We start from the raw sequence: 22381 nt of genomic DNA, 5'->3' as shown, positions 1-22381 counted from the left end.
CCGGCTGACCGGCGCGCGGCGGGGCATGTCCTCCTGCCCCGCCGCGCGCTTCCACGAGACGGACGACGACAAGGAACAGGGCGGGGCTGGGGCACGTGCTGGGTGGAGTCACGACGGAACATGTACGCAGAAGAGTCCTCAATACCGCCGTGGCGCTCTGCCTGGCCACGGCCCTGGCCCACGTCGGCCTGGTGTTCTTGCACGTGGCGCCGCCGAATACGGTGTCGCAGCGCTTCAACTCCCAGGTGGACGCCTGGATCTACCCCTTCTTCGAGCAGAACTGGCGGCTGTTCGCACCGGATCCGGACTCCGTCAACCGACAGATCTCCGCGCGGACCGCGCACACCGCCCCGGACGGCTCCGTCCAAGTCAGCGACTGGTTCGATCTGACCGCCGTGGACGCCTCCGACATCAAGCACAACGCCTTCCCCAGTCACACCTCGCAGAACATGCTGCGCCGGTCCTGGACGTCGTACGCCGAACTCCACGGAGGCGACGACCTCTCGCGCTCGGACCGGGCCGTCATGATGCAGCGCTACCTGCGCAACATCGCCGCCGACCGCATGGCCGAACGGGACGGCAAGCCGTTCGAGAACATCCAGCTCCGGGTGGTCACCCTGCCCGTCGCCGCTCAGGGCAGCACGGACCTCGACCGCCGAACCGCCGCCACGAAGAACGCCGAGACACGGCTCCTGCCCTGGTGGAAGGTGACCTCCGATGCCTGAGACGGCCAACGACCCGATCCGTCCGCCGGGGCCGGCCAACAGCTCGACCCGTCCGCCCGAGTCGGCCACCGCCCCGACCCGTCCACTGGTACGGGTGACGGGCGCGGTACGCCACGCGTGGGCGCTGCTGACCGAACGCCCCCTCTCCCTCTACTCGATCGCGGTGCTGCGCATCGGGTACGGCCTGCTCTATCTCGTCTTCCTGCTGCGGGAGTTCCCGCACCGCGACGAGATCTGGGGCCCCGGTTCGCCGTGGACCCCGGACCTGGCCCGGCAGCTCTTCGACCAGACCGGCTGGGTCAGTGTGCTGACCCTCTCCGACAGCCGCCTGTACTTCGAACTCTGTTACGCGGCGGCACTCGTCGTCAGCGTCCTGTTCCTGCTGGGGTGGCGGACGCGCGCGGTCTCCGTGCTTTTCGCCGTCGTCGTCGCCTCGTTCCACGCGCGGTCGATCTTCATGACGGACGGCGGCGACAACCTCGTCCTCCTGATGGCGCTCTACCTCGTCCTCACCGCGTCCGGCCGCCGGTGGTCCCTGGATGCCAGGAGAGCCGGCCGCGCCTCCGGCCGCCGGTGGCTGCCCTCCCTCCCACCGCGGCTCGGCGACGCACGCCGCACCTTGGTCACGGCCGTGCACAACTGCGGGCTCCTCGTGATCGGTGTCCAGGTCTGCTTCCTCTACGGCGCCGCGGGCCTCTACAAGGTGCAGGGCGGCACCTGGGGAGCCGGAACCGCGCTGCATTACGTCCTGAACCTCGACCTCTTCCAGCCGTGGCCCGTGCTCTCCCACTGGGCGGACGAGCAGGCGCTCGCCATCGCGGTCGTCGGCTACCTGACCGTGCTCCTCCAGGTCGCCTTCCCGTTCGTGCTGTTCGGCAGGCTCAAGTACCCGGTGCTGACGATGCTGCTCGGCATGCACATCGGCATTGCGGTGCTCATGGGCCTGCCGCTGTTCTCGGGCGCGATGATCATCGCCGACGCGGTGTTCCTGCCGGACCGCTTCTGGGCCGCGGCCGCAAGGCTGGCCCGGAGGGCGCTCGGACGTACGGTCGAGCCGCAGCCGGTGCCGGAGGCCTCGGAGGCGCCCGAGGCCTCGGAGGCGCCGCGCGGAACGGTGCCGAAGCAGGGCGGCCCCGTAACCCCCGTACCCGAGCGTCCCTGAGGGGCGGACCGTACGCCGGGCCTGTGGTCCGCGGGCAGCGTGCGGGCCGGCGATCCGGCGGCCTCGGGCAACAGGCCGGCAGCGGCTTAGGAGGCCCGGACGGACTGGCCGGCCTAGCCGCCCCTCCGCCCCTGCGCCAGCTCCCGCCCGAGCGGGGTCAGGGCGTGCACGACCTCGCCGCCCCTGCGCGTACTGGTGACGAGCTTCGCGGTGCGCAGCACCGACGCGTGCTTGCTCGCCGTCCCGATCGACACCCCGATCCGCCGGGCCAGTTCGCCCGTCGCGCACGGTGAGGCCAGCGCGCACAGGACCATGGCCCGGGTCCGCCCCAGCAGTTCGGGCAGGCCGTCGAGCGTGTCCGCGGATCCGGAGCGGCGGCTCGCGGGGTAGACGAGTACGGGCGGGAGGCCGGGGTCGATGAGCGTGATGGGGCGCCCCGTGCAGAAGAAGGACGGGACCAGCGAGATGCCCCGCCCGCCCAGGTGGAGGTCGCCGTCCCGCGGGTAGTCGGCGACCAGCGTCGGCGGCTCCCAGCGGATCGACGGCGACAGCGTGCTCAGCAACCGCTCGGCCCCGCCCTCCAGCACGTCCTGGCCGTGGTGCGCGCGGTCGGTGTGCACCACGGCGTCGATCACGTGCAACTGGGGCGCCAGGAGTTCGCGGAAGTACGTGGCGACCGCGCCGTCGAGCTCCTGCCGGGCGGCCCGGTCGCCCTCCGCGAGCCGCCGGAGCCATGCGGACGGCGTGCGCTGCCCGAAGCAGGCGGACAGTTCGGCGCGGAGGCGGCTCGCCGGAGTGGCGAGCACGAGGTCACGGGCGACCTCCATACCGCCCTTGTGGGGCGGAGTGAGGAAGTCCGGGAAGTTCCCCCGGGGGCGGGACCAGCGTCGTGAGTAGCCGGATCGGGCTCCTCAGGTCGCTGCGGGCCAGCCGCTTCCGCACGTGCCGCAGCCACGGCGCGTACTCGGATGCGGTCTGCCGGGCTTGCAGGGTGTGCAGGCTGTTGACCAACTCCCACATGGGGTCAGGACGGGGAGTGACCGTGATGCGTGCCAGGTCGTCTGCTGTGAAATGGATACGGAGTGTCATGAATCCCCCGAAACGAACGCATCCGTTTTCCGTGGGCCGAAAACCTTTCGACCCGTTTGCACGGTTCTCCCCATCATCGAAGCAGCTCGTAAACGAGCGATGAACGAACGCCAGAACGACCGGGACTACCGGTACGACCTGAAGGGGGATGAAGGCGTATGCGTCTGATTCGGGGGACCATCACGAGGACCGCCCTGGCGGCCACCGCGCTCGCCACCGGTGCCGTGCTCACGCTGGGCGGAACGGCGACGGCCGGCGCGGCGCAGGCGGCCGGCACGATCCACGGCTGTCCGTCCGGCGCCGTCTGCCTGTACCCGGGCGCGGGCTGGAACGGTGACAAGCCGAGCCACGCCTTCTACTCGTACGGGACGCACAAGATCTACGACCAGTACGGCACGAAGCGCTGGTTCAACAACCAGACCGGCGGCGCGAAGGCGTACCGGTGCAAGGGGTCCAACGGCACGGACTGCGGGGGAAACCAGGTGGCCGGCACGTACTACGACTACGACTTCACGCCGATCAACTCCGTGAAGCTGGCCAAGTGACACGGGCCAAGTGACAGCGGCCACGTCACGCGGCGGCGCAGGGTCTCGACCGGACCCCGCGCCGCCTTTCCCGTGTCTGTAGCGCTGAGGGCTACTGCTGGAGGTCGCCGCCCAGCAGCAGTCCGATGTCTCCCGGCAGCCCGAGACCGGCGGGGCCGAAGGAGACGGACGACGTGTAGAGCGGCCCGGACGCACCGCCGGGCAGCACCCACACCGCGCCCCGGTCGTTCTCCCACGCCGCACCCACCACCAGCTCCGGCCGCCCGTCCCGGTTCAGGTCCCCGGCGCTCACCGTCGCGCCGAACTGGTCATCGGTCTCCGCCCCGCCCGGCACCCCGGCGGTGTTCTGCGTGAACGCGTACGAGCCCGCCCCGAGCTGACCCGTACGGCGGCCGGGAACGACCACGACGCCCCCGGCCCGCCCCGTGCTGCCGATCGCCTCACCGGGCGTGCCGACGATGATCTCGGCCGCTCCGTCCTTGTTCAGGTCGGCGACCGCGACCGACGCCCCGAACGCGTCGTACCCCTCCCCGCCGCCGGGTACCCCCGCCGTGTCCTGGTGGACGGTCATCGGTGCCTTGTCGTACGCCACGCCCTTCGCCGACCCGAACCACACGTGCACCGCCCCGCCGGTGTGGCCCCACGGTCCGTCCCCGTTGGGCTCGTCGGGGTCGCCGAGCACGAGGTCTCCGTAGCCGTCCCCGTTGACGTCCCCGACGGCCGAGGTGAGCCCGTCACCGCCGGTCATCCGGCGGAACGAGGTGTCCTGCATGGAGGAGTTGACGAACGCGTAGCCGCCGCTGAGCCCTCCCATGCGGCCGGTGACCAGCACCCGGTCGGCGGCCTTGTCCCCGTTCAGATCGCCGTACGTGGCGGAGCGCATCCACCCCGTCTCCTCGTGCAGGTAGGACGACGGGACGCCGCCCGCCCGCGTGAACGGGCCGGTCAGACGTGTGGTGGTGTTGTTGTTCACGATGAGGACCTGGGCGTTGCCGGGGCCGGACCAGGCGGCCACGTCGCGGCCCGCCTGCCCGTTCTTCTCGGCGGCGGTGGGCAGCGCGGCCCCGGACACCAGCCCGCTCTTGCTGCCCCAGAGGACGGTCACCGCGCCGGCCGACTTCGCGGAGCCGACCGTCTCGTACGGCGATCCGACGACGACGTCCGCGTAGCCGTCCTTGTCGAGGTCCGCGATGGCGCTCGACGCCCCGAAGGCGTCTCCGGCCTCCGCTGCCCCCGGCACTCCCGGCGAGGCCTGCGTGATCACGGCCCGCTTGGCGGCGGAGACGCCCTTGGCGGATCCGTAGAGCACGACGAGGGCCCCTGCCCACTCCTGCCCCTTGACGGTGGCGCGCGGGGCGGGGAGCACGACATCCCCGTACCCGTCCCCGTTGATGTCCTGCGGCACCGGCAGTGGCGCGGCCCCCGCCGTCCCCCCGGACAGCGTGGTCGCGGCGACGGTCATCGCGGCGGTCGCGGCCAGTACGGCGAAACGTCTGGTCCGCGCGGTGTGTCCGGTCATCTGTGGTGCCCCCACCCCTAGTTGCTTCTGTGTGTGGGGGTATTCAGCCACGAGCACTCGTGCGTCCGTCACGCGGGGCCCTCTGATCACCGTAAGTTACTAGTACAGTGTGTTAGTTTGGGTCGGGAGGTTCAAGTAGCACACCGTATTGGTCACGATCAGGGAGGGCGTCGCCATGGGGCTGAGCTGGAACGACCGACGACTTGAGCGCCGGGTGAAGCCGGGCGACGGGAAGCCGCTGAAGCCCTTCCGCTGGTGGCAGATGACCCGGCGCTCGCTCCTCTCGATCGCGCTGCCGGTGGGCGGCGGCCTCTCCGCGACGTACACGGTGGAGGTCAAGCACGGCGGCGACCCCGAGTCGGGCGTGGTCCGGGCCCGGCTGTACCGCGACGGGCTCTGCGAGGCCGAGTCCAAGCTCCCGGCCCGCTTCCCCGTCCCCGGCGGGACCATCGAGGTCCGCCGGAGCGAAGTGGGCATGCGCCGCTGCCACTTCGTCGCGGACGACGGCAGGGAGACGCGGCTTGTCCCCGACCCCCGCTCGGGGGAGGGGCGGCGCATGAACTTCGCCCGTCAGCACCCGGGTGCCAGCGCTCTCATCGGGGTCGTGTCCGTGGTGTTCCTGGTCATCGGGGTCGGCCTCAACCTGCTCCAGGCCGCGCAGCCGATCTCCGAGATCCCGGCCATCGCGGACTCGCTGGGCACCTTCGAGTCGCCGTTGCGGCTGCCGATATGGCTGAACGTCACGCTCGGCTTCGGCGCGGCCATCGGCGCGACCGAGCGGGCCATGCGGATGCGTTATCACTGGCTCCTGGACGGCGGAGCCGGTACCTGACGCACGCCGGGGGCGGCCTCAGACCCGATACCTGACGCACGCCGAGGGCGGCCTCAGACGCGGTTGTCGAGGACGAGGTCGACGCCGGTGCGGAGGACGTCCAGCTCGGTGGCGATGCGGGCGTCCTCGCTCGGCAGCACCTGCTCGATCGATACGCCGTTGGCCAGCGTCAGCAGGAACCGCGCCCGCCGTGTGGTGTCCCCGGCGGCCAGCGCCCCCTCCTCGACCAGCACGTTCAGGCACTCCTCGACCCGGCGGGTCACCTCGCGCTGCATCGCCTGGTACTCCGCCCGCATCGCCTGGGTGGGCTCCTGGGCGATGTACCGCTCGTGGACGGTCAGCCACGCCTCGCGCGCGTTACGGGCGCTGTCCGGCGGCACGAGCAGCCCCTGTACGCAGCCGAGCAGGCGGTCACGCGGGGAAATGGACGTATCGCGGAAGCTGGCCTCCGGCAGGACGAGGTCGAAGACGACCTTCAACATGGCGTCCATGAGCGCGCGTTGCGTGGGGAAGTGGTGCCGCAGGGACCCCGTGCTCACCCCTGCCCGCTCGGCCACGGCACGCACGCTCAGCGCCGCGCCCGCGCCCTCGCCGAGCATCGTCGAGGCGGCCCACAGAATCCGGTCCCGGCTCTTGAGCCCCTCGGGGGGTGTGGGGTGCGTCGGTTCGGGTTCCGGTTCCGCGTCACCAGCACGCTGTACTGCCATGAAGTCGACGCTAACACGCCCGCCACCTGCGGATACGTCAGGACGGAGCCGCGCTCGGCTCACTCCGCCCAGGTGACGAACGCCGACCAGGCGTCGGGCGCGACGGCGAAGACGGGCCCGTCGGAGACCTTGGAGTCACGCACGTGGACGGAGTGGGGGCAGGCGGCGACCTCGACGCAGTCGCCACCGCTGGAGCTGCTGTAGGAGGACGTACGCCAGTCGAACGCGACCTCGATGCAGTCGCCGCCGCTGCCGCTGCTGTAGCTCGACTTGAACCATCGGAGGGTGCTGCTCATTCCGTCACTCCTGCCAACCGCTTGATGAGGTCCAGCGATTCACGAGGACCCAGGGCCTGTGACCGGATCTTCGCATAGCGCTGAGCGTAGACGCTGACCTTTGCAGGGTCGCTGATCAGGATGCTCTCGTCCTGCGGCTCCAGGTAGACGAGGCGTTCGTGCTCCGGGGTCTCCAGCAGGTTCATCGAGCCGCGATCTCCTGCGTACTCCCCGTGCTTCCCCGCGTCCAGCGGCAGCACCAGCAGCGTGACATTGCGCCGCCGGGCGCACTCCACGAGATGGAGCAACTGCTCCCGCATGATCTCCTCACTGCCGATGACGCGCCGCAGAACCGCCTCATCGATGATGATCTCGATCATTGGGAGCGGGTCGCGATCGAAGAGGGCCGTGCGGGCCATCCGGAGCTGAACCAGCTCCTCCACACGGTGGCCGGGGAGCGGGGGGAATGAGCCCCCGATGAGCGCCCGCGCGTACGCCTCCGTCTGGAACAGCCCGTGGACGACGTTCGCGGCGAACAACTGGAGGCTGAGGGCGGCCTCCTCCAGCAGGGCGTAGTCCTTGAACTGCTCGGGCAGCCGCTCCATCCGCATGTACTTCCGTGCCGTCTCGAAGATGGGGGTGCCGTTCCCCAGGACCCGGTTCAGCTCGACCAGCATGGCGTCGCTGGCGGGCTGCGCGCACGTCTCCATGGCGCTGATCGCCGCCGCCGAATAGCCGATCTCCTTGCCTTGCTGCTCCTGCGTCCACCCGCGCTGGACACGTAGCGTCCGGGCCATCTCGGCGACCATCCGGGCCATCGGACTCGCCGTCTCCTTGTTCTCAGCACTCGCCATTACGCGATCTCTTTTCGACTCAACCGAACTCAACCGGTCACTACTCGATGCTGCTGAACTCGACTCCGCTCCAGCGAAGTTCGCGCAGGTCAACGGCTTTGCGACGCACCTCGGCAGGCATGGATAACGCTAGGTGATCAGGGTCACAATCATCCCGTGAACGCAACTAATGGCGGTGTGACGGCGGACTGGATTCCGGAGTACGGATTCCATCTCCGCAAGGCGGGCGTGCAATTCGACGCGATCCGCGTGGATGGTGACGCGGGGCGGCGACTGGCCGACCTGATGGAGGAGTTGGTCGGGGGCGAACCGGGTCCCGTCGTCAGTGAGTCGAACGGCCGGCGCGGGGTGTACTTCCTCGTACCGCCCGGGTCGACGGCGGGGCGGCCGTGGCCGCGTGAGGTGACGACGTTCAACTCGGCGACAGGCCGGATCAGTTACGTACCCGTACCGGCGCTCGGGGGCGACACCTGGCCGCTGATGTGGCGGTACCCGCCGACCCGTGCGGGGCGGTTCGTGCACACGTTGATCCTGTTCAACGCGGCGTACGCGTTACTGAGCTGAAGGCGACGCCGACGGCCTGGAGTCGGCGGATGCTGCGTCCTGGCGTACGTTCTGGCGCATGACGTGCCCCCTGAGATCGCGACCGGTGGCCCCATGAGTGGCTGGTGGACCTATCTGGAGGAGCGAACCCGCCGTGAGGTGGATGCCGACGTGCTGCGCGACCGTCGGCTGTCGGCGGTCAAGTCCGTCTGGGAGGCGCTGCGCCCGCTGGGGGTCGGCCTGCACGAGGCCGAGCTGGTGATTTACGCGCGGTACGAGGCTCTGGGCGACCGCGTGCAGTACACGCCTCCCGATCCGCTGGACCTCCCCTCGCTGGCAGCCCGGGTCGCGGCTCTTCCCGGCCGTGTGGCGGCGGTGGAGGCGCTGTGGGACGGCGACACCGTGCACGGCTGGTTCGTGGAGCTGGTCGCGGTCCTGGACGCTCCGGACGGAGAGAGCCGCCTGGCGACCGTCTACCACCGATCTGACGGCCCTCCGCCAGCCGTTGCTGCCGCCGAGGCCGGCCGGGCGCTGGCCGAGCACCTCCAGGTGCCCTTCCACTTCGCGTCACCGGACGTCCCGGACTGGGAGGCCCCGCGCTGGCGGACGACCCAACAGCCGGCGGAAGGACCACGACGGGAGATATGACCCAAGCGCGGTGGAGGGGCACCTCAGCCTTCCATCCTCAAGCGGCGGGTGGTCGCGGCGTCACCGATGGCGTGCCACAGGCCGTCCAGCCACGCTTCGGCATTCCGCGCCGCAGGCAGGCCCGGCGGCAAGGCGTCATGCAGGCCGACCGTCTCCGGTTCCAGCTCTCGACAGCGAGTGAGGGTTGCCGGTTCCTCCGTCCCCTGTGCGGCTGCCGAAACACTCCGCAGGAACATGAGGTTGGCCGCCACCAGCCAAGGCTGCTGGTCCATCCCCGTCACCCCCGAGGAACCGTCGTTCCCGCTGGCCAGTGCCCAGGGGTCCGGGGCCAGGTACCGCACTGTTCCTACGCCGGTGAAGGCCGTCGCAGCCGTGCACATGGAGCAGGGTTCCTGCGTGCTCCACAGGGTGAGGGCGCTGAGATCCCAATCGGTTCGTGCCGCGCCCAGAGCGTTCATCTCGGCATGCGCGAGCGGCGTACCACGCAGCGGGCCTTCTCCGGGGCCGTCGTCATAGGCGTGGTTACGCCCTTCGGCCCGCACTGTGCCCGTGGGATCAGTGAGTACGGATCCCACCGCCAGCCCGCCGGCCACCAGTGCCTCGTACGCCAACGCCAAGCAGCGTCGCACCGCCTCGGGCGCCGCTGCCCACTCCGCATCGAAGTTCCCCACATCGGCAAACATCTCACATCGTCGGATGCCGCATTCCGCTCTGAGCACGTACCCCCGCACGAGTGAACACCGCGCTCCGGTGCTGGTGTTCTGAGCGCCGGGCTTCGGGTGTCGGGCTTCGGGCGTCGGGTGGAGCGTGCCGCCTCAGCGGACGTGCGGGGCCGTGTGGCGCTGCGCACTGACGCGGGTGCGCGTGTCCAGGCCCCGTGGGTGCAGGGCGTGCTCGACGGTCGCCGACACGGTGCCGAGGCCGTCGAGGACGTCCTTCGCGGCGTACCCGGGCAGGGTCCAGACCCGCAGGGCCAGGTGGGCGGACGTACGGCGCAGAGCGATACGGCAGCGGGCCCGCGCGACGCCCTCGATGCGGCGCGCGTCCTCGCACACCGCGTCTTCCAGGGCGGTGAGCCTGAGTTCGGTACGGGCGGTGGACAGCGGACCGGTCGGGCGGAGGCCGCGCAACGGCGTCCGGGTCACGGCCCAGGCCAGGCACAGGAGGGTGATGACCGTCCCGGCGGCCAGCACGGCAGGGGCCCACCAGCCCTCCCCGCGCAGCGAGGCCAGCCCTTCCCGGTCGAGGAGGACGCCGTCGGCCGGGGGAGCGGGCCACCAGGCGGGCAGGTGGTCCGCGACCGCACGGGTCGCACCGAGGAGCCAGAGCCCCGCGGCCAGGAGCGCGATTCCGGCCAGGGCGATGAGCGTCCTGTTCACTCCGCTTGCTCCGCTCCGGGACGTCACGGGCTCTCCTTACGCTCTGCTTCTCCGGCGGGTCCTCCGGCTGCTTCTCCGGCGGTTTCTCCGACGGTTCCTGCGGCCGACGCAGGCTCGGGGGCAGGGGGTGTGGGGTCCCAGGTGCTCGTCGTACGCAGACGCAGCCCCACCCGCAACGGCCGGTTCAGCCGGCAGTCGGCGAGGGCCTCCCGCGCGGCGGCACCCGCCTGTTCGCGGGCGGCGGCCCGGTCGCCGAAGGCGAGGTCGGCCCGGACGCGGACCCGGCGTCGGCCGACCCTGACGCGTACGGAGTCGACGCCGTCCGTGTCGAGGACGCGATCGCGGACCTCGGAGGCGACGGCCGCCCGGTCGAGCGCGATGGACCGCCCCGCGCCGAAACCCGCGACCACATAGCGCTTGCGCAGCCCCGGCGTGCAGGCCAGGAGGAGCAGCCAGAGACCGGCCACGGCCAGGGCGGCCGCCGCGACCGTCACCGAACCGGCGGCCGGGCTCGTGTCGGCGAGCCGGTCGACGAGGCCGGTCCGCCACGCCGCCGGTGCGTTGCCGAAGAGGTGGACCAGGGCCATGTCGGCGGTCAGGAGCCCCGCAGCCGCCGCGCCCAGGAGGGCCGCCACCACGACGGGCGTGGGACGCGCGGACCACCAGCGCCGGGGAACACGACGCCCTGGGGCGGACGGAGCGGTGGTCTTTTCGAACACGACCGTGCCCCCCGTGGGGCGTTGCAGCCGGATGACCCGGAGTCGCGCCACGCGCACGGACAGCCCGGTCAGCTCGCCGGTACGGGAAGCCACGTGCCGCTGCACTTCTCCGGCCCGGCGGCCGAGGTCGGCCGGCCAGGGCAGGCCGAGCCGTACGGAGACCTCGGCGCGCTGCCCCCGTACGGTCGCCGTGCCGCGCACCGTGCCGACCGCGTTCGGGGTCTCGGTGGCGGCCTGCTGGGCGATCCGGGCGACGGCCCGCGCGGAAACGGTGGTGGTGCCCCGCGCGGCGGCGGGGATCACCGCCGTTCCCGGTCGAACAGGTCACGCAGATGCGCGGCCCCTTCCCGGTCCAGCCAGGCCCCCACCCCCCAGCCCACCGCCCCGAGAGAGCCGACGAGCAGGAACGCGGCGAACCCGCCGAAGTAGGCGGCGAAGCCGAGCGCGACTCCTACCAACAGACCCATGGACCGGCCGTTCACAGGCCCCTCCTCTTCGTCTCGGGGCGTACGGATGCCCGCCCGCTCTTCCGGCTTCCGGTGGTGGTCAGGGGTTACGCGACCCGGCTCTGGTCACCGGCGGACGCGGAGGCGTCCTCGTCGTCGGGGAGGCGGACGTCGTCGACGGCGATGTTGACCTCGACGACCTCCAGGCCGGTGATCCGTTCCACGGCGAGGATCACGTTCTCCCGGACGTCGGAGGCCAGGTCCTTGATGGACACCCCGTACTCCACGACGAGTTCCAGGTCGATCGCGGTCTGCCGCTCACCGACCTCGACCTTTACTCCCCGGCCCACGTTGGGACGGCCGCCGGGCACCCGGTCGCGGACGGCGCCGATGGTGCGCGACAGGCCGCCGCCCATGTCGTGGACGCCGGGGATCTCACGCGCCGCCATGCCGGCGATCTTGACCACCACGACGTCGGCGATGGAGGTGCGGCCGCGGTCGCCGGCCGGAGCCTCCGCCCCGGTAGCCCCGTTCGACAGGTTCGTCCCGGCCGACCGGCCCGTGCCGGACGGCTGCTCGAAGCGGGCCGCCTTGCCGCTGTTCGTCACGCTGTCGGTGGAGGGGGTCGTCTTCGTGTCGGTAGCCACCAGGTGCTCCTTCGATGTCGTCAGCGCTGGGCGTGCGTCGCTGCGTGATGTGTGCTGTGTTCTCTGTTCTGTGTTCTGTGCGGTCCTTCATCACGTTCGACTCCGCTCCCCGGACTCTGTGACGCACGAAGACGCACGAATTTTTCGGATCCCGGCGAGCCGCCTGCACCTACCCCCGAAAATCGTGCGCTCCCGGTTGATCTCGCGGGTACGCGTCACAGCGCACCGGCTCCCGTGTCAGAACGGGCGAGACCACCACGACCGGACGACCAGCGGGCGCGTACCGCATGAGGAGGAGCGAGACTGTGACGGGGAATCCCCCGCCGGGCGAGCCGCCCGACGTCGAGGGCGGACGGTCCGACGACACCCTGATGACGGAGCGCGCGGCCGAAGGTGACGAGGACGCCTTCGCCGTACTGGTGCGTCGGCACGCCCCCTCCCTCCTTCGTCTGGCCACCCGTCTGCTCGGCGACCGGACCGAGGCCGAGGACGCCGTCCAGGAGGCCTTCGTCGGCGCCTGGCGCAGCCTGCCGGAGTTCCAGGGCAGATCCTCCTTCGGGACCTGGATGTACCGCATCGTCACCAATCGGTGCCTCAACATCCTGCGCGCGCGGCGCCCGCAGGCACCGCTCAACGAACTGCCCGACCTGCCGGCCCCGGCGTACACCACCGCGCCGGACCGCATCACCGAGGGGCGCGCGGCGCTCCACGACGTACAGGAGGCGCTGTCCACGCTCTCGCCCGAACAACGCATCTGCTGGACGCTGCGCACGCTCGACGGCCGGTCGTACGCCTTCATCGCGAAGACCGTCGGCATCAGTGAACAAGCCGTACGCGCCCGTGTTTTCAGAGCTCGCCGCCAACTGACTCACTCCCTGGGGGCCTGGCAATGACCAACCTGCCACCCGAGACCCGCACCGACCCCGACGACGAGACGCTTCCCTGCGGCCGCCTCCTCTCCCAGGTCTGGGCCGACTGGGAGGAGGGCGTCCACGACGACCACACCACGCAGTGCGCCCACTGCCGGCTCGCGGTCGCCGACCTGGAACGCCTGGAGTCCCAGGTGCGCGCCCTGGACTCCGACCCCGCGCAGCAGCCCGTCGACGCGGCCTCCTTCATCGACCGGGTGATGGACGTGGTCCGCCTCGAACTGCGCCCCGGGCGGCCCCTGCCGCTGGGCGAGACGGACGAGGACCTGCGGATCATGGAGAACGTGGCCGCTCGTGCCCTGCGCCGGGCCGCCGAGGAGGTGCCCGGGGTCAGGGCGGGATCGTGCCGCCTCGGTGGTACGCCCGTGGACGTCGACCTGTCCGTGCACGTGCCGCTCACGACACCCGACGTACAGGCCCTGGCCCAGCAGATCCGCGACCGGGTCGACGTAACCGCCCACGAGCGCCTGGGACTTCACCTCGGCGAGATCAACGTCCGCATCACCGACCTGGTCTCCGAAGACGAAGCCGCACCGCGATCAGCGCAGGAAGGGAGCGCCCCCTGATGAGTGCCTCCGCCGACACCATGCACAGCGAACTGGCCCACGTGGTCCGGGAGGTCCCCGGAGTGGCGTTCCTCGCGCCCGGCCTCCGAAGCCGCCTGCGCGCCCTGCGTGCCACCTCACCCCTGGCCCGCCCGGGCGACGACACCCCCGGCATCACCGTCTCGGCACCCAGCGGGGATACCCGCACCACCGTGGAGATCCGCCTGATCTGCCGCTCCGACAGACGGACCCTCGACACCACCCGCGCCGTCCGTGAGGCGGTGAGCCGGCACCTGGCCACCGGGTACCCGGGCAGGGAGTTCCGGATCATCGTCACCGTAACGGGCGTGACGTGACGGGCGGGCGGCCGGACTGCGAGAGAACAGCCTCTACGAGCGCGGCGCGGTGATGCGGGCGACCGCCTCGACCGTGAGGGCGCGTTCGTGGGGCTCGGTCTCCAGGGCGCGGTGGATGGACAGGCCCTCGATGAGCGCGTCGAGCTGGCGGGCGGTGGCCGGGTCGAAGTGCCATTCCAGGGCGCGGCGGCTGCGCCCCATCCAGGTGCGGGTGAGCTCGCGGTAGGCGGGCCGGCGGGCGGCGAGGGTGTAGAGCTCGTGGGTGAGGATCAGCTCGCGCTGGTTGCCGCCGGAGAGGTGATGGACGAGATCGGCGACGGCCTCGCGGGCCTCGTCGGGGGTGGTCGCCGCGCCGAGGCGCTCCTCGAAGACGGCGACGATCGTCCCGGAGAACCGGGTGAACGCCTCGTGCAGCAGCTCGTCCATGCCGGAGAAGTGGTACGTCATCGAGCCCAGCGGCACGCCCGCGCGGGCGGCGACCTTGCGGTGCGAGACGCCCGCGACGCCCTCGTCGACGATGAGGTCGAGTGCCGCGTCGATGATGCGGTCCCGCCGCTCGGGGTCGGTGCGCCCGGTCGCCACGCGGTGCCTCCTCGGGTCGGCCTCGGGGTCGGGCCTCGGTCTCGGTGTCGGTCTGCTGGATTCTCCGCGCAGCATAGAACGCGGACGGGAGTGTACGGACGTACGCTCCAGGCGTACGCTCGTACCCCATGAAGAACCCGCAGGTCGTGGAGGCCGTCACCCGCCGCTGGCGCGCGGCGCTCTTTCTCTTCATGCTCGCCACGGGGGTGAGCATGGCGTCCTGGGTGGCCAGGACCCCGGCCGTCCGGGACGCGCTGGAGGTGTCCACGGGCGCGATGGGTCTGGTGCTGTTCGGGCTCTCGATCGGCTCGATGGCGGGGGTGCTGGCCTCCGGCGGGCTGGTGCGCAGGCACGGCGGGCGGCTGGTGATCACGGTCGGGGCGGTGCTGCTGGTGGCCGGGCTGCTGGTGATCGCCGGGGGAGCGGCGCTGGAGGTGTCCGGCGGGGTGTTCGGCGGACTCGCGCTGTTCGGGGCCGGGATGGGCCTGGCGGAGGTGGCGTTCAACATCGAGGGCGCCGCCGTCGAACGGACCGTGGGCCGCCCGGTCCTGCCGGTGCTGCACGGCTGCTTCAGCCTGGGGACCGTGGTCGGCGCGCTGCTCGGGATGGGTCTGACGGCGGTCCGCTTCCCGGTGGGCTGGCACCTGGCGGCGGTCGCGCTGGCCGTCGCGGCGGCCGGGGTGTGGACCGTGCGGGCGGTGCCGGCGGGAACGGGGCGCGAGTCGGCGGTCACCGGTGACGCGGAGTCTCGTGGCGGGGATCGGGCCAGGGGAGTGCGCGGGCAGCTGGCCGTCTGGCGGGACCGGCGGCTGGTGCTGATCGGCCTGATCGTGCTGGCCATGGCCTTCGCGGAGGGCTCCGCCAACGACTGGCTGCCGCTGCTGATGGTGGACGGCCACGGGACGGGGGCGACGGCCGGTTCGCTGACGTTCATGCTGTTCGCGGTGGCGATGACGACGGGCCGGTTCACGGGCGGGCCGCTGCTGGTGCGGTACAGCCCGGCGGCCGTGGTCCGGGCCAGTGCCGTGGTGGCGGCGGTCGGCGTGGCGCTGGTGATCTTCTCCGACAGTGCGCTGCTCGCCGGGGCGGCGGTGGTGCTGTGGGGCCTGGGCGCCTCGCTGGGCTTCCCGGTCACGATCTCGGCGGCGGGGGAGGGCGCTGGGCCGGGGGACGCCTCGGCCCGCGTCGCGGCGGTGTCTACGGCGGGCTATGCGGCGTTCCTGGTCGGCCCGCCGTCACTGGGCTTCCTGGCCGACCATGTGGGGCTGCGGAACGCGATGGTGGTGGTGCTCGTGCTGCTGGGCGGGGCGGCGCTGATCACGGGGGCGCTGCGGCGGCGGCCGGGTGCTCCGGTGTCCGAAGTGCCCGCCTCTCAGCCGGACTTGGTGTAGATCAGGCTCTCACCCGTGCCGGTCGTGGTGCGGCGGAGGGTGCCGTCCGGGAGCAGGGTCAGCTCGGTGGGCTTGCCGGGCGTGCAGGAGGCGGCCGGGTTCCCGGAGGACACCGTGGAGGGGCCGATGCGGACCGGGCCGTCCCCGGCGGGGCTGTCGGCGAGCGGGGCGCTGAACTCGCAGTGGTACGTGGACCCGGAGGCGAGGGGCCCCTCGGCGGTGAGGGCGAGGACCTGGTCGCCGACGTCGCCCTGCCGGATGGTCAACGTCCGTGTGGAGGAGCCCTGTTCGCCGGGTATGGAGCCGGACCAGGTGCCGAGGAATCCCTCGGGGACGTCCCCTTGGCCGCTGCCCTGCTGCCCCTGGCCGCCGCTGCCCGTGTCGGCGGAGCCCGAGGGCCCGGGGGAGGCGGTCGTGCCCGGCCCGTCGCCCTTCATGAAGGCGTACACCGATCCGCCCGCTCCTATCGCCACGACGACGGCGACGGCTATGAGGGCGACGGTGGCCCCGGCGGAGCGGCGTTCCCGGGCGGGCGGGGGAGGCGTGGGCGCGAAGTGGGCCGGGGGTATGGGGGCGGAGGGGTAGGCGGGCTGGGTGAGCTGGGTGGGTTGTGCGGGCGTCGGGGGCCATGGGGGGCTTGCGAGGGTGCGCGGGCCCGAGGGCGGCACGGCCGGCCCGGCCGGCCCTTGGGGGCTCACCGGCGTGCGGGGCGTCTCCGGCGCCTGCGGGCTCTCCGACCCCCGCGGGCTTTCCGATCCCCACGGGCTTTCCGATCCCCACGGGCTCTCCGACCCCCGCGGGTTCCCGGGCCTGCCCGGCGCCTCGGGCTCCTCCGGGTCCTCCGCGTCGAGCAACCCCACCGCTTGGCGGCCGAGTTGGGCGAGGAGGGTGGCGGGCAGCCAGGGCTCGTCCGCGTCCGCCTCGCCCAGGCGGGCCAGGATCTCGTCGGTACCGGGGCGGGCCGCCGGGTCCTTCGCCAGACAGTCCCGGACGACGCCGGCCAGCTCCTCCGGGACCCCGGTCAGGTCCGGGTCCTCCTGGGCGATCCGGAACATCAGGGCATGGACCCCGCCGCTCTCCGGCGTGCCGAACGGCAGCCGGCCCGATGCGGCGTACGCGAGGACGGACCCGAGGCAGAACACGTCGCACGCGGTGGTCACGCGCTCGCCGCGCACCTGCTCCGGGGCCATGAATCCGGGCGAGCCGACGAGGACCCCGGTGCGGGTCGGATCGCCGTCGGCCACGGACTCCAGGGCGCGGGCGATGCCGAAGTCGATGACCCGGGGCCCGTCGATGGTCATCAGGACGTTGGAGGGCTTCAGGTCCCGGTGGATGAGCCCGGCCCCGTGGATGTGCTGGAGGGCGTGGGCGAGCCCGGACCCCAGGAACCGTACGGAACGGGCCGGCAGGGGCCCGTACGCCCCCGAGGCCGTGACCGGGGCGCCGGGGCGGCCCGAGACGATGCGCTGGAGGGAGGGCCCGGCGACGTAACCGGTGGCGACCCAGGGGACGGGGGCCTCGGTGTCGGAGTCCAGCACCGGGGCGGTCCACGCGCCGCCGACCCGGTGCGCGGCGTGCACTTCCTGGCGGAAGCGGGCGCGGAACTCGGGGCGTTCGGCGAGCTCGCGGCGGACGAGCTTGAGGGCGACGGTGCGGCCGCGGTCGGAGCGGGCGAGGAAGACCTGGCCCATGCCGCCTTCGCCCAGGCGGCCGAGGAGCCGGTACGCGCCGATGCGGTGCGGGTCGTCGGGCCCGAGCTTGTCCATGGTGCGCTACCTCCCCGTGCGGCCCGCACGAGAATAACGCCGAGCCCCACCCCGCTTGAGCCCGCCTGGCGCTGCCTCCCGTTCCGTCCGTCCCGCGCTGGCCTTCCCGCCGATGACGGCGCCCGCCTTTCCACCCCGTCCGGCGGACCTGACCAGCCCGTCCGGGGTTTGCCTTCCTGCCGCGACGGCGTTCACCCGCCCCAGCCCGTCCGGCGTTTGAGGACGGAACCGTCGAGGTGTTCGGCCTCGGCCTGAACGTCCCGGGATACTCCGGGGTACCGCCCCCGCAGGCGCACCGCCCTCGTGGGACCAAGGGTTCCGTCCTCAATCGCCGGACGGGCTTGGAGTGCCCCGGTCCGTGGCGGCGAGGGCGTCCAGCGCCTGCGACAGGTGGTCCAGCGCGGCCAGCGTCTCCGTCAGGTTCTCCGCCCCCAGCTCTCCCGCCAGCCGCGCCGCGAACTCCGCGTGGGGCGGGCCGATCCGGGCCACCGCCTCGCGCCCCGCCCCCGTCGCCCGCAGCAGCTTCGCTCGGCGGTGGGCCGGGTTCTCCGCGTACTCCGCGAGCCCCCGCTCGACCAGCAGGTCCGCGATCCGCTGCACGCTCTGCCGGGTGATCCCCATCGTCCGGGCGATCCCCGCCACCGGCAGCGGCTCCACCAGCACCGCCCCCAGCACCTGCCACCGCGCCGCCGTGAGCCCGCCCGGCCGCGCCAACTCGTCGGCCACCGACAGGAACTGCCCGTTCAGCCGGAACACCGTCAGCGCCGCCCGGCTCAGGAACTCCTGCTCGGACGGGACGCGACCCGCACCCTCGCTACTCACCCTGCAACACCTCGTACGCGCTCGCGTCCGAGTCGTGGAACAGCCGGTACCACGCGTCCAGCTTCTTCGCGTCGTACACCCCGAGCAGCGCGAACACCTCCCGCGCGAACGCCACCGGCTCCGTCGGCCCGGCCGTGATCAGGCGCCCGGTCCCGTCCGCCCCGGGGTCCGTGACCGCGTCCACCTCCACGTACCGCTCGCCGCCCGCGTACCCCGTCGCCGCGAGGTAGAAGGAGACCGCGCTCGTGTGCGCCCGGTCGTCCAGCAGCCCCTCCCGGGCCAGCCCGGCCGTCGCCCCGCAGATCGCCGCCACCGGCACCCCCGCGTCCAGGAAGGTCCGGGCCGTTCGCGCGAACGGGGCCAGCGTCTCGCCCGTGTCCCAGCCGGCCGCACCGGTCAGGATCAGCAACGCGCTGTCCTGCGGCCGCAGTTCGTCCAGTGCCAGGTCGGGCTGGACGCGCAGGCCGCCCATGGTCGTCACCGGCTCCCGGGAGAGCCCCACGGTCCGCACGGTGTAGCCGTTCTGCGTGAGATGGGCGGTCGCGTACCCCGTCTCCCAGTCGGCGAAGGTGTCGTAAACGGCGAGATGCACGGTTCCGGCGCTGCTGCTGGTCATGATGACCTCCTCGGCTCGATGACAGAAGACTGTCATTTCGGCAGCATGCTGTCAAGAGGGGGGGCGGGGCGAGGGCGACACCTTGCCGACACCATCCGCCCCAGGCCGTACAAGGTGGCCATGGAGGCCACCCCCCACCAGCGCTTACGCTCGGCCGCATGACCCCTCATGCCCCTCATGCCCCGTACGCCGACCCCGCGGCCGGTGCGGCCGTGAAGGCCGCGGACCGCGCGCACGTGTTCCACTCCTGGTCCGCCCAGGGCCTCATCGACCCGCTCGCCGTCGCCGGCGCCGAGGGGTCCTACTTCTGGGACTACGACGGCAACCGCTACCTCGACTTCACCAGCGGGCTCGTCTACACCAACATCGGCTACCAGCACCCCACCGTGATCGCCGCGATCCAGGAGCAGGCGGGCAAGCTCGCCACCTTCGCGCCCGCGTTCGCGATCGAGTCGCGCTCCGAGGCCGCACGCCTCATCGCCGAGCGCACTCCGGGCGACCTGGACAAGATCTTCTTCACCAACGGCGGCGCCGAGGCCGTCGAGAACGCCATCCGCATGGCCCGGCTGCACACCGGCCGTCCGAAGGTGCTCTCCGCCTACCGCTCGTACCACGGCGCCACCTCCACCGCGATCAACCTCACCGGGGACCCGCGCCGCTGGCCCTCCGACAACGGCTCGGCGGGCGTCGTCCGGTTCTGGGCGCCGTTCCTCTACCGCTCGCCGTTCTACGCGCAGACCGAGGCCGAGGAGTGCGCCCGCGCCCTCCAGCACCTGGAAGACACGATCGCCTTCGAGGGGCCCTCCAGCATCGCCGCGATCATCCTGGAGACCGTCCCGGGCACCGCGGGCATCATGACCCCGCCGCCGGGCTATCTGGCGGGCGTCCGCGAGATCTGCGACCGGTACGGGATCGTCTTCGTGCTCGACGAGGTCATGGCCGGATTCGGCCGTACCGGCGCCTGGTTCGCCGCCGATCACTTCGACGTCGTGCCGGACCTGCTGACCTTCGCCAAGGGCGTCAACTCCGGTTACGTACCGCTCGGCGGCGTCGCCATCAGCGCCGAGATCGCCGCGACCTTCGAGACCCGCCCCTACCCCGGCGGCCTCACCTACTCCGGGCACCCGCTGGCCTGCGCCGCCGCCGTCGCCACCATCGGCGTGATGGAGGACGAGAAGGTCGTCGAGCACGCGGCCCGGATCGGCGAGACCGTTCTCGGCCCCGGCCTGCGCGAACTCGCCGAACACCACCCCTCGGTGGGCGAGGTGCGCGGCCTCGGCGCGTTCTGGGCGCTGGAGCTCGTACGCGACCGGGAGACCCGCGAGCCGCTCGTCCCGTACAACGCCTCGGGCGAGGCCAACGCCCCGATGGCAGCCTTCGGTGCGGCGGCGAAGAAGCAGGGGCTGTGGCCGTTCATCAACATGAACCGGACCCACGCCGTCCCCGCCTGCAACGTCTCCGAGGCCGAGGCCAAGGAAGGGCTCGCGGCCCTGGACGTGGCGCTCTCGGTGGCCGACACGTACACCGTGCAGGGCGCGTAGCGCGGCCCGTGTCCGCTTCCGGTCCGTACGCGGAGTAACCGGACGATCCGATTCCGTACGTAATCGACCCCGTACGTCCCCCCGCCGTGCCCGGAATCGGGCACGGCGGCGGCCCTGGCTTAAGGTGACCCGAACCAGAGATGCCCCCACCGGTAACGGCCGGCGAGCGGGGCGGCCATGGACGGACGGGTACGACGGGGTACGCCGGATACGCACGGGGACGGACGGAAGGGGTCGGCATGAGTCCGAGCGCAGGTGTGACGCGCAGTACCCTGCGCCAGCAGATCGCCGACGCGCTGCGTGACGAGGTGCTCGCGGGACGTCTGCCGCCGGGCCGCGAGTTCACCGTCAAGCAGATCGCCGAGCAGTACGGGGTCTCCGCGACGCCCGTCCGCGAGGCGCTCTTCGACCTCTCCGCGCAGGGGCTCCTCGCCTCCGACCAGCACCGGGGCTTCCAGGTGAGGGAGTTCACCGTCGCCGACTACCGCGCGATGGCCGAGGCCCGGGCCCTCGTCGTCGAGGGCCTCTTCCGCGACCCCGCCGAACGGGTCGCCGTCCGGCCCGAGGGGCTGGCCTCGATCCGCCGCCGGGCCGCGGAGGCGGTCCGCGCGGCGAAGGGCGGCGACCTCGACGTCCTGATCGGGTACGACCTGCGGTTCTGGCGGGAGCTGGGGCAGTTCGTCCTCAACCCGTACATCGCCGATTTCCTCACCCGGCTCCGCGTCCAGGCCTGGGTGTTCGCCGTGCACCGGCTGCGCCGCGACGGCATGGACGAGAACGTGCTGTGGTTCGGCCACGAGGAGTTGGTCGAGGCCATAGCCCGCGGTGACCGCGAGCAGGTCCACGCCGAGATGCGCTCGTACTACGGGCACGCGCTCGCCTGGGCGGACCGCCTGGAGGCGCGGGAGGCGGAAGGGAACGCGGAAGCGAACGCGATAGGGAACGCGGAGGGGAGCGCCGACGGACCGCCGGGACCGGGCTCCGCGATACCTCCGGAGTCCCCGGGGCACTGTGCGTGAGGTTCGCCCCGCATTACGCTGTCCCGACGATCGCCCGAACCCGTTGGAGAGCGAGACTTCGTGGCCTGTGACCTGTGGCTGGTCCCCCTCGTCGACGTGCTGTGCCACAGCGCCGACAACCCCTTCGCCGAAGAGATCGCCGTCTACGACAAGGCGCTGAACGACGCCGGGCTGCCGCCCGTCCCCGTCTACGCCTACATGCCGGGCCTCACCGGTGACGTCGCCCCCGTGGCCGGCTTCGACTACGACGCCCTGCACTTCCTGCGCCGCGCCTATCTGCTCCAGCTGAGCGGGCTGGCCGTCACCCCGGTCGCCGGTCTCGACGGCGACTACGAACAGCTCCTGGAGATGTTCGAGCAGGGCGCGCAGCAGTCGCACCTGGTCTGGCACTACGACCACGCCGGGGCGTACGTCCCGGTGGACTTCCCGGCCCCGCTCTCCGACGACGACCTCCTGGCGGGCGGCGGCCCCCTCGGCTCCGCGCACGGGCTGCTGCGGGAGCTGGAGTTCGTGGCCCCGTCCATCGGCATCGACCCGGCCAACCCGCCGGCCGCCCCGCAACCCCCCGCGGGCCCCACCGCCCTGGAGGAGCCGGCGCACCCGATCCCCTACGACGACAGTCCCTTCGCCCGCGAACGCCACGTCTGGCTGGGCCTGCACGCGGCAGCGACCCGCAGCCTGGCCCAGGGCTCAATGATCATCTTCAGCTAGCCCCCGCACTTCC

27 protein-coding genes are annotated in these 22381 nt (G+C 72.2%); 13 read left to right on the top strand and 14 right to left on the bottom strand.

The window, feature by feature from the left end; translation table 11 throughout:
• Nucleotides 1-149: 149 nt before the first annotated feature.
• Nucleotides 150-725 (top strand): DUF5819 family protein, encoded by a 576-nt coding sequence (locus IE134_RS04705; RefSeq protein WP_306471734.1) that lies wholly within the window; start codon nucleotides 150-152, stop codon nucleotides 723-725.
• On the top strand, nucleotides 718-1887 hold the full coding sequence (locus IE134_RS04700; protein ID WP_107501762.1) for an HTTM domain-containing protein: 1170 nt from the start codon (nucleotides 718-720) through the stop codon (nucleotides 1885-1887). The genes IE134_RS04705 and IE134_RS04700 overlap by 8 nt, the downstream gene beginning before the upstream one ends.
• Nucleotides 1888-2000: 113 nt before the next feature.
• On the opposite strand, the gene IE134_RS04695 is transcribed toward IE134_RS04700, so the two are convergent.
• Nucleotides 2001-2714: an ArsR/SmtB family transcription factor gene (locus tag IE134_RS04695; RefSeq protein WP_229823314.1), complete on the bottom strand. Its 714-nt coding sequence runs from the start codon at nucleotides 2712-2714 to the stop codon at nucleotides 2001-2003.
• Between the two features lie 420 nt (nucleotides 2715-3134).
• On the opposite strand from IE134_RS04695, the gene IE134_RS04690 reads away from it, so the two are divergent.
• Nucleotides 3135-3521, top strand: a complete 387-nt coding sequence (locus tag IE134_RS04690) for a hypothetical protein (RefSeq protein WP_098893824.1) — start codon at nucleotides 3135-3137, stop codon at nucleotides 3519-3521.
• A 91-nt stretch (nucleotides 3522-3612) separates the two neighbouring features.
• On the opposite strand, the gene IE134_RS04685 is transcribed toward IE134_RS04690, so the two are convergent.
• Nucleotides 3613-5040 (bottom strand): FG-GAP-like repeat-containing protein, encoded by a 1428-nt coding sequence (locus tag IE134_RS04685; protein ID WP_189429664.1) that lies wholly within the window; start codon nucleotides 5038-5040, stop codon nucleotides 3613-3615.
• A 148-nt stretch (nucleotides 5041-5188) separates the two neighbouring features.
• Between IE134_RS04685 and IE134_RS04680 the strand changes: the two genes are divergently transcribed.
• Complete coding sequence (locus tag IE134_RS04680) at nucleotides 5189-5872, top strand: hypothetical protein (protein WP_189429662.1); 684 nt, start codon at nucleotides 5189-5191, stop codon at nucleotides 5870-5872.
• 53 nt (nucleotides 5873-5925) lie between these two features.
• Here IE134_RS04680 and IE134_RS04675 read toward each other — a convergent pair whose 3' ends face one another.
• The 3 genes from IE134_RS04675 to IE134_RS04665 are packed head-to-tail and all read right to left on the bottom strand — an operon-like array spanning nucleotide 5926 to nucleotide 7708.
• A complete protein-coding gene (locus IE134_RS04675; protein ID WP_189429660.1) occupies nucleotides 5926-6579 on the bottom strand; it encodes a TetR/AcrR family transcriptional regulator in 654 nt (217 codons plus the stop codon).
• 59 nt (nucleotides 6580-6638) lie between these two features.
• Nucleotides 6639-6875, bottom strand: coding sequence for a DUF397 domain-containing protein (locus tag IE134_RS04670; protein ID WP_189429658.1), 237 nt, complete (start codon nucleotides 6873-6875; stop codon nucleotides 6639-6641).
• Nucleotides 6872-7708: a helix-turn-helix domain-containing protein gene (locus IE134_RS04665; protein WP_179887911.1), complete on the bottom strand. Its 837-nt coding sequence runs from the start codon at nucleotides 7706-7708 to the stop codon at nucleotides 6872-6874. Before IE134_RS04665 ends, IE134_RS04670 begins: the two co-directional genes overlap by 4 nt.
• 156 nt (nucleotides 7709-7864) lie before the next feature.
• On the opposite strand from IE134_RS04665, the gene IE134_RS04660 reads away from it, so the two are divergent.
• Nucleotides 7865-8272, top strand: coding sequence for a hypothetical protein (locus IE134_RS04660; protein ID WP_029182571.1), 408 nt, complete (start codon nucleotides 7865-7867; stop codon nucleotides 8270-8272).
• A gap of 93 nt (nucleotides 8273-8365) precedes the next feature.
• Nucleotides 8366-8899, top strand: coding sequence for a hypothetical protein (locus tag IE134_RS04655; protein ID WP_030722027.1), 534 nt, complete (start codon nucleotides 8366-8368; stop codon nucleotides 8897-8899).
• A gap of 23 nt (nucleotides 8900-8922) precedes the next feature.
• Here IE134_RS04655 and IE134_RS04650 read toward each other — a convergent pair whose 3' ends face one another.
• From IE134_RS04650 to IE134_RS04630, 5 genes are all read right to left on the bottom strand, one after another.
• Complete coding sequence (locus tag IE134_RS04650) at nucleotides 8923-9582, bottom strand: nucleoside deaminase (RefSeq protein ID WP_189429656.1); 660 nt, start codon at nucleotides 9580-9582, stop codon at nucleotides 8923-8925.
• 132 nt (nucleotides 9583-9714) lie between these two features.
• On the bottom strand, nucleotides 9715-10278 hold the full coding sequence (locus IE134_RS04645; protein WP_189429654.1) for a hypothetical protein: 564 nt from the start codon (nucleotides 10276-10278) through the stop codon (nucleotides 9715-9717).
• 23 nt (nucleotides 10279-10301) lie between these two features.
• Nucleotides 10302-11300 carry a DUF6286 domain-containing protein gene (locus IE134_RS04640; protein WP_189429652.1) on the bottom strand — a complete coding sequence of 333 codons (999 nt, stop codon included), beginning with the start codon at nucleotides 11298-11300 and terminating at the stop codon, nucleotides 10302-10304.
• Nucleotides 11297-11464, bottom strand: coding sequence for a hypothetical protein (locus IE134_RS04635; protein WP_202521700.1), 168 nt, complete (start codon nucleotides 11462-11464; stop codon nucleotides 11297-11299). Before IE134_RS04635 ends, IE134_RS04640 begins: the two co-directional genes overlap by 4 nt.
• An 86-nt stretch (nucleotides 11465-11550) precedes the next feature.
• The gene (locus IE134_RS04630; protein WP_373296785.1) at nucleotides 11551-12090 is read right to left on the bottom strand and encodes an Asp23/Gls24 family envelope stress response protein; all 540 of its coding nucleotides are present in this window, start codon (nucleotides 12088-12090) and stop codon (nucleotides 11551-11553) included.
• 305 nt (nucleotides 12091-12395) lie between these two features.
• Here IE134_RS04630 and IE134_RS04625 point away from each other — a divergent pair, with 305 nt between their 5' ends.
• Genes IE134_RS04625 through IE134_RS04615 form a run of 3 tightly spaced genes read left to right on the top strand, consistent with a single transcriptional unit; the run spans nucleotide 12396 to nucleotide 13920 of the window.
• Complete coding sequence (locus IE134_RS04625) at nucleotides 12396-12983, top strand: RNA polymerase sigma factor (protein WP_098019044.1); 588 nt, start codon at nucleotides 12396-12398, stop codon at nucleotides 12981-12983.
• Nucleotides 12980-13585 (top strand): hypothetical protein, encoded by a 606-nt coding sequence (locus tag IE134_RS04620; protein WP_050513849.1) that lies wholly within the window; start codon nucleotides 12980-12982, stop codon nucleotides 13583-13585. Before IE134_RS04625 ends, IE134_RS04620 begins: the two co-directional genes overlap by 4 nt.
• On the top strand, nucleotides 13585-13920 hold the full coding sequence (locus tag IE134_RS04615) for an Asp23/Gls24 family envelope stress response protein (protein ID WP_030722004.1): 336 nt from the start codon (nucleotides 13585-13587) through the stop codon (nucleotides 13918-13920). The genes IE134_RS04620 and IE134_RS04615 overlap by 1 nt, the downstream gene beginning before the upstream one ends.
• 33 nt (nucleotides 13921-13953) lie before the next feature.
• Here the strand turns inward: IE134_RS04615 and IE134_RS04610 are convergent, their stop codons facing one another.
• Nucleotides 13954-14502, bottom strand: a complete 549-nt coding sequence (locus IE134_RS04610; protein ID WP_030722001.1) for a TetR/AcrR family transcriptional regulator — start codon at nucleotides 14500-14502, stop codon at nucleotides 13954-13956.
• Between the two features lie 128 nt (nucleotides 14503-14630).
• Between IE134_RS04610 and IE134_RS04605 the strand changes: the two genes are divergently transcribed.
• Nucleotides 14631-15893, top strand: coding sequence for an MFS transporter (locus IE134_RS04605; RefSeq protein ID WP_189429650.1), 1263 nt, complete (start codon nucleotides 14631-14633; stop codon nucleotides 15891-15893).
• Here IE134_RS04605 and IE134_RS04600 read toward each other — a convergent pair.
• The 3 genes from IE134_RS04600 to IE134_RS04590 form a co-directional block, all read right to left on the bottom strand.
• Nucleotides 15875-17659, bottom strand: a complete 1785-nt coding sequence (locus IE134_RS04600) for a serine/threonine-protein kinase (RefSeq protein ID WP_189429648.1) — start codon at nucleotides 17657-17659, stop codon at nucleotides 15875-15877. The genes IE134_RS04605 and IE134_RS04600 overlap by 19 nt on opposite strands.
• Before the next feature lie 324 nt (nucleotides 17660-17983).
• Nucleotides 17984-18481 (bottom strand): MarR family winged helix-turn-helix transcriptional regulator, encoded by a 498-nt coding sequence (locus IE134_RS04595; protein WP_189429646.1) that lies wholly within the window; start codon nucleotides 18479-18481, stop codon nucleotides 17984-17986.
• The gene (locus tag IE134_RS04590) at nucleotides 18474-19097 is read right to left on the bottom strand and encodes a DJ-1/PfpI family protein (protein WP_030721989.1); all 624 of its coding nucleotides are present in this window, start codon (nucleotides 19095-19097) and stop codon (nucleotides 18474-18476) included. The genes IE134_RS04595 and IE134_RS04590 overlap by 8 nt, the downstream gene beginning before the upstream one ends.
• Nucleotides 19098-19255: 158 nt before the next feature.
• Between IE134_RS04590 and IE134_RS04585 the strand changes: the two genes are divergently transcribed.
• The 3 genes from IE134_RS04585 to IE134_RS04575 all read left to right on the top strand — a co-directional run bounded on the left by IE134_RS04585 (nucleotide 19256) and on the right by IE134_RS04575 (nucleotide 22368).
• Nucleotides 19256-20638 carry an aspartate aminotransferase family protein gene (locus tag IE134_RS04585; protein WP_030721985.1) on the top strand — a complete coding sequence of 461 codons (1383 nt, stop codon included), beginning with the start codon at nucleotides 19256-19258 and terminating at the stop codon, nucleotides 20636-20638.
• Nucleotides 20639-20877: 239 nt separating this feature from the next.
• Nucleotides 20878-21657 (top strand): GntR family transcriptional regulator, encoded by a 780-nt coding sequence (locus IE134_RS04580; RefSeq protein ID WP_097970229.1) that lies wholly within the window; start codon nucleotides 20878-20880, stop codon nucleotides 21655-21657.
• A gap of 60 nt (nucleotides 21658-21717) precedes the next feature.
• The gene (locus IE134_RS04575; protein WP_010056613.1) at nucleotides 21718-22368 is read left to right on the top strand and encodes a putative DNA-mimic protein; all 651 of its coding nucleotides are present in this window, start codon (nucleotides 21718-21720) and stop codon (nucleotides 22366-22368) included.
• The last annotated feature ends 13 nt before the right edge of the window (nucleotides 22369-22381 follow it).

Origin of the sequence: Streptomyces rubiginosohelvolus, assembly GCF_014649875.1 — a bacterium.
Taxonomy (GTDB): domain Bacteria; phylum Actinomycetota; class Actinomycetes; order Streptomycetales; family Streptomycetaceae; genus Streptomyces; species Streptomyces rubiginosohelvolus.
This window is presented reverse-complemented; position numbering and strand designations above follow the sequence as displayed.

Bases quoted from the DNA above. Each gene is read 5' to 3' on its own strand.
- IE134_RS04685 (WP_189429664.1), bottom strand. From the start codon at position 5,040: ATGACCGGACACACCGCGCGGACCAGACGTTTCGCCGTACTGGCCGCG.
- IE134_RS04600 (WP_189429648.1), bottom strand. From the start codon at position 17,659: ATGGACAAGCTCGGGCCCGACGACCCGCACCGCATCGGCGCGTACCGG.
- IE134_RS04650 (WP_189429656.1), bottom strand. From the start codon at position 9,582: ATGTTTGCCGATGTGGGGAACTTCGATGCGGAGTGGGCAGCGGCGCCC.
- IE134_RS04590 (WP_030721989.1), bottom strand. From the start codon at position 19,097: ATGACCAGCAGCAGCGCCGGAACCGTGCATCTCGCCGTTTACGACACC.
- IE134_RS04675 (WP_189429660.1), bottom strand. From the start codon at position 6,579: ATGGCAGTACAGCGTGCTGGTGACGCGGAACCGGAACCCGAACCGACG.
- IE134_RS04655 (WP_030722027.1), top strand. From the start codon at position 8,366: ATGAGTGGCTGGTGGACCTATCTGGAGGAGCGAACCCGCCGTGAGGTG.
- IE134_RS04620 (WP_050513849.1), top strand. From the start codon at position 12,980: ATGACCAACCTGCCACCCGAGACCCGCACCGACCCCGACGACGAGACG.
- IE134_RS04580 (WP_097970229.1), top strand. From the start codon at position 20,878: ATGAGTCCGAGCGCAGGTGTGACGCGCAGTACCCTGCGCCAGCAGATC.
- IE134_RS04690 (WP_098893824.1), top strand. From the start codon at position 3,135: ATGCGTCTGATTCGGGGGACCATCACGAGGACCGCCCTGGCGGCCACC.
- IE134_RS04635 (WP_202521700.1), bottom strand. From the start codon at position 11,464: ATGGGTCTGTTGGTAGGAGTCGCGCTCGGCTTCGCCGCCTACTTCGGC.
- IE134_RS04585 (WP_030721985.1), top strand. From the start codon at position 19,256: ATGACCCCTCATGCCCCTCATGCCCCGTACGCCGACCCCGCGGCCGGT.
- IE134_RS04605 (WP_189429650.1), top strand. From the start codon at position 14,631: ATGAAGAACCCGCAGGTCGTGGAGGCCGTCACCCGCCGCTGGCGCGCG.
- IE134_RS04615 (WP_030722004.1), top strand. From the start codon at position 13,585: ATGAGTGCCTCCGCCGACACCATGCACAGCGAACTGGCCCACGTGGTC.
- IE134_RS04700 (WP_107501762.1), top strand. From the start codon at position 718: ATGCCTGAGACGGCCAACGACCCGATCCGTCCGCCGGGGCCGGCCAAC.
- IE134_RS04670 (WP_189429658.1), bottom strand. From the start codon at position 6,875: ATGAGCAGCACCCTCCGATGGTTCAAGTCGAGCTACAGCAGCGGCAGC.
- IE134_RS04695 (WP_229823314.1), bottom strand. From the start codon at position 2,714: ATGGAGGTCGCCCGTGACCTCGTGCTCGCCACTCCGGCGAGCCGCCTC.
- IE134_RS04665 (WP_179887911.1), bottom strand. From the start codon at position 7,708: ATGGCGAGTGCTGAGAACAAGGAGACGGCGAGTCCGATGGCCCGGATG.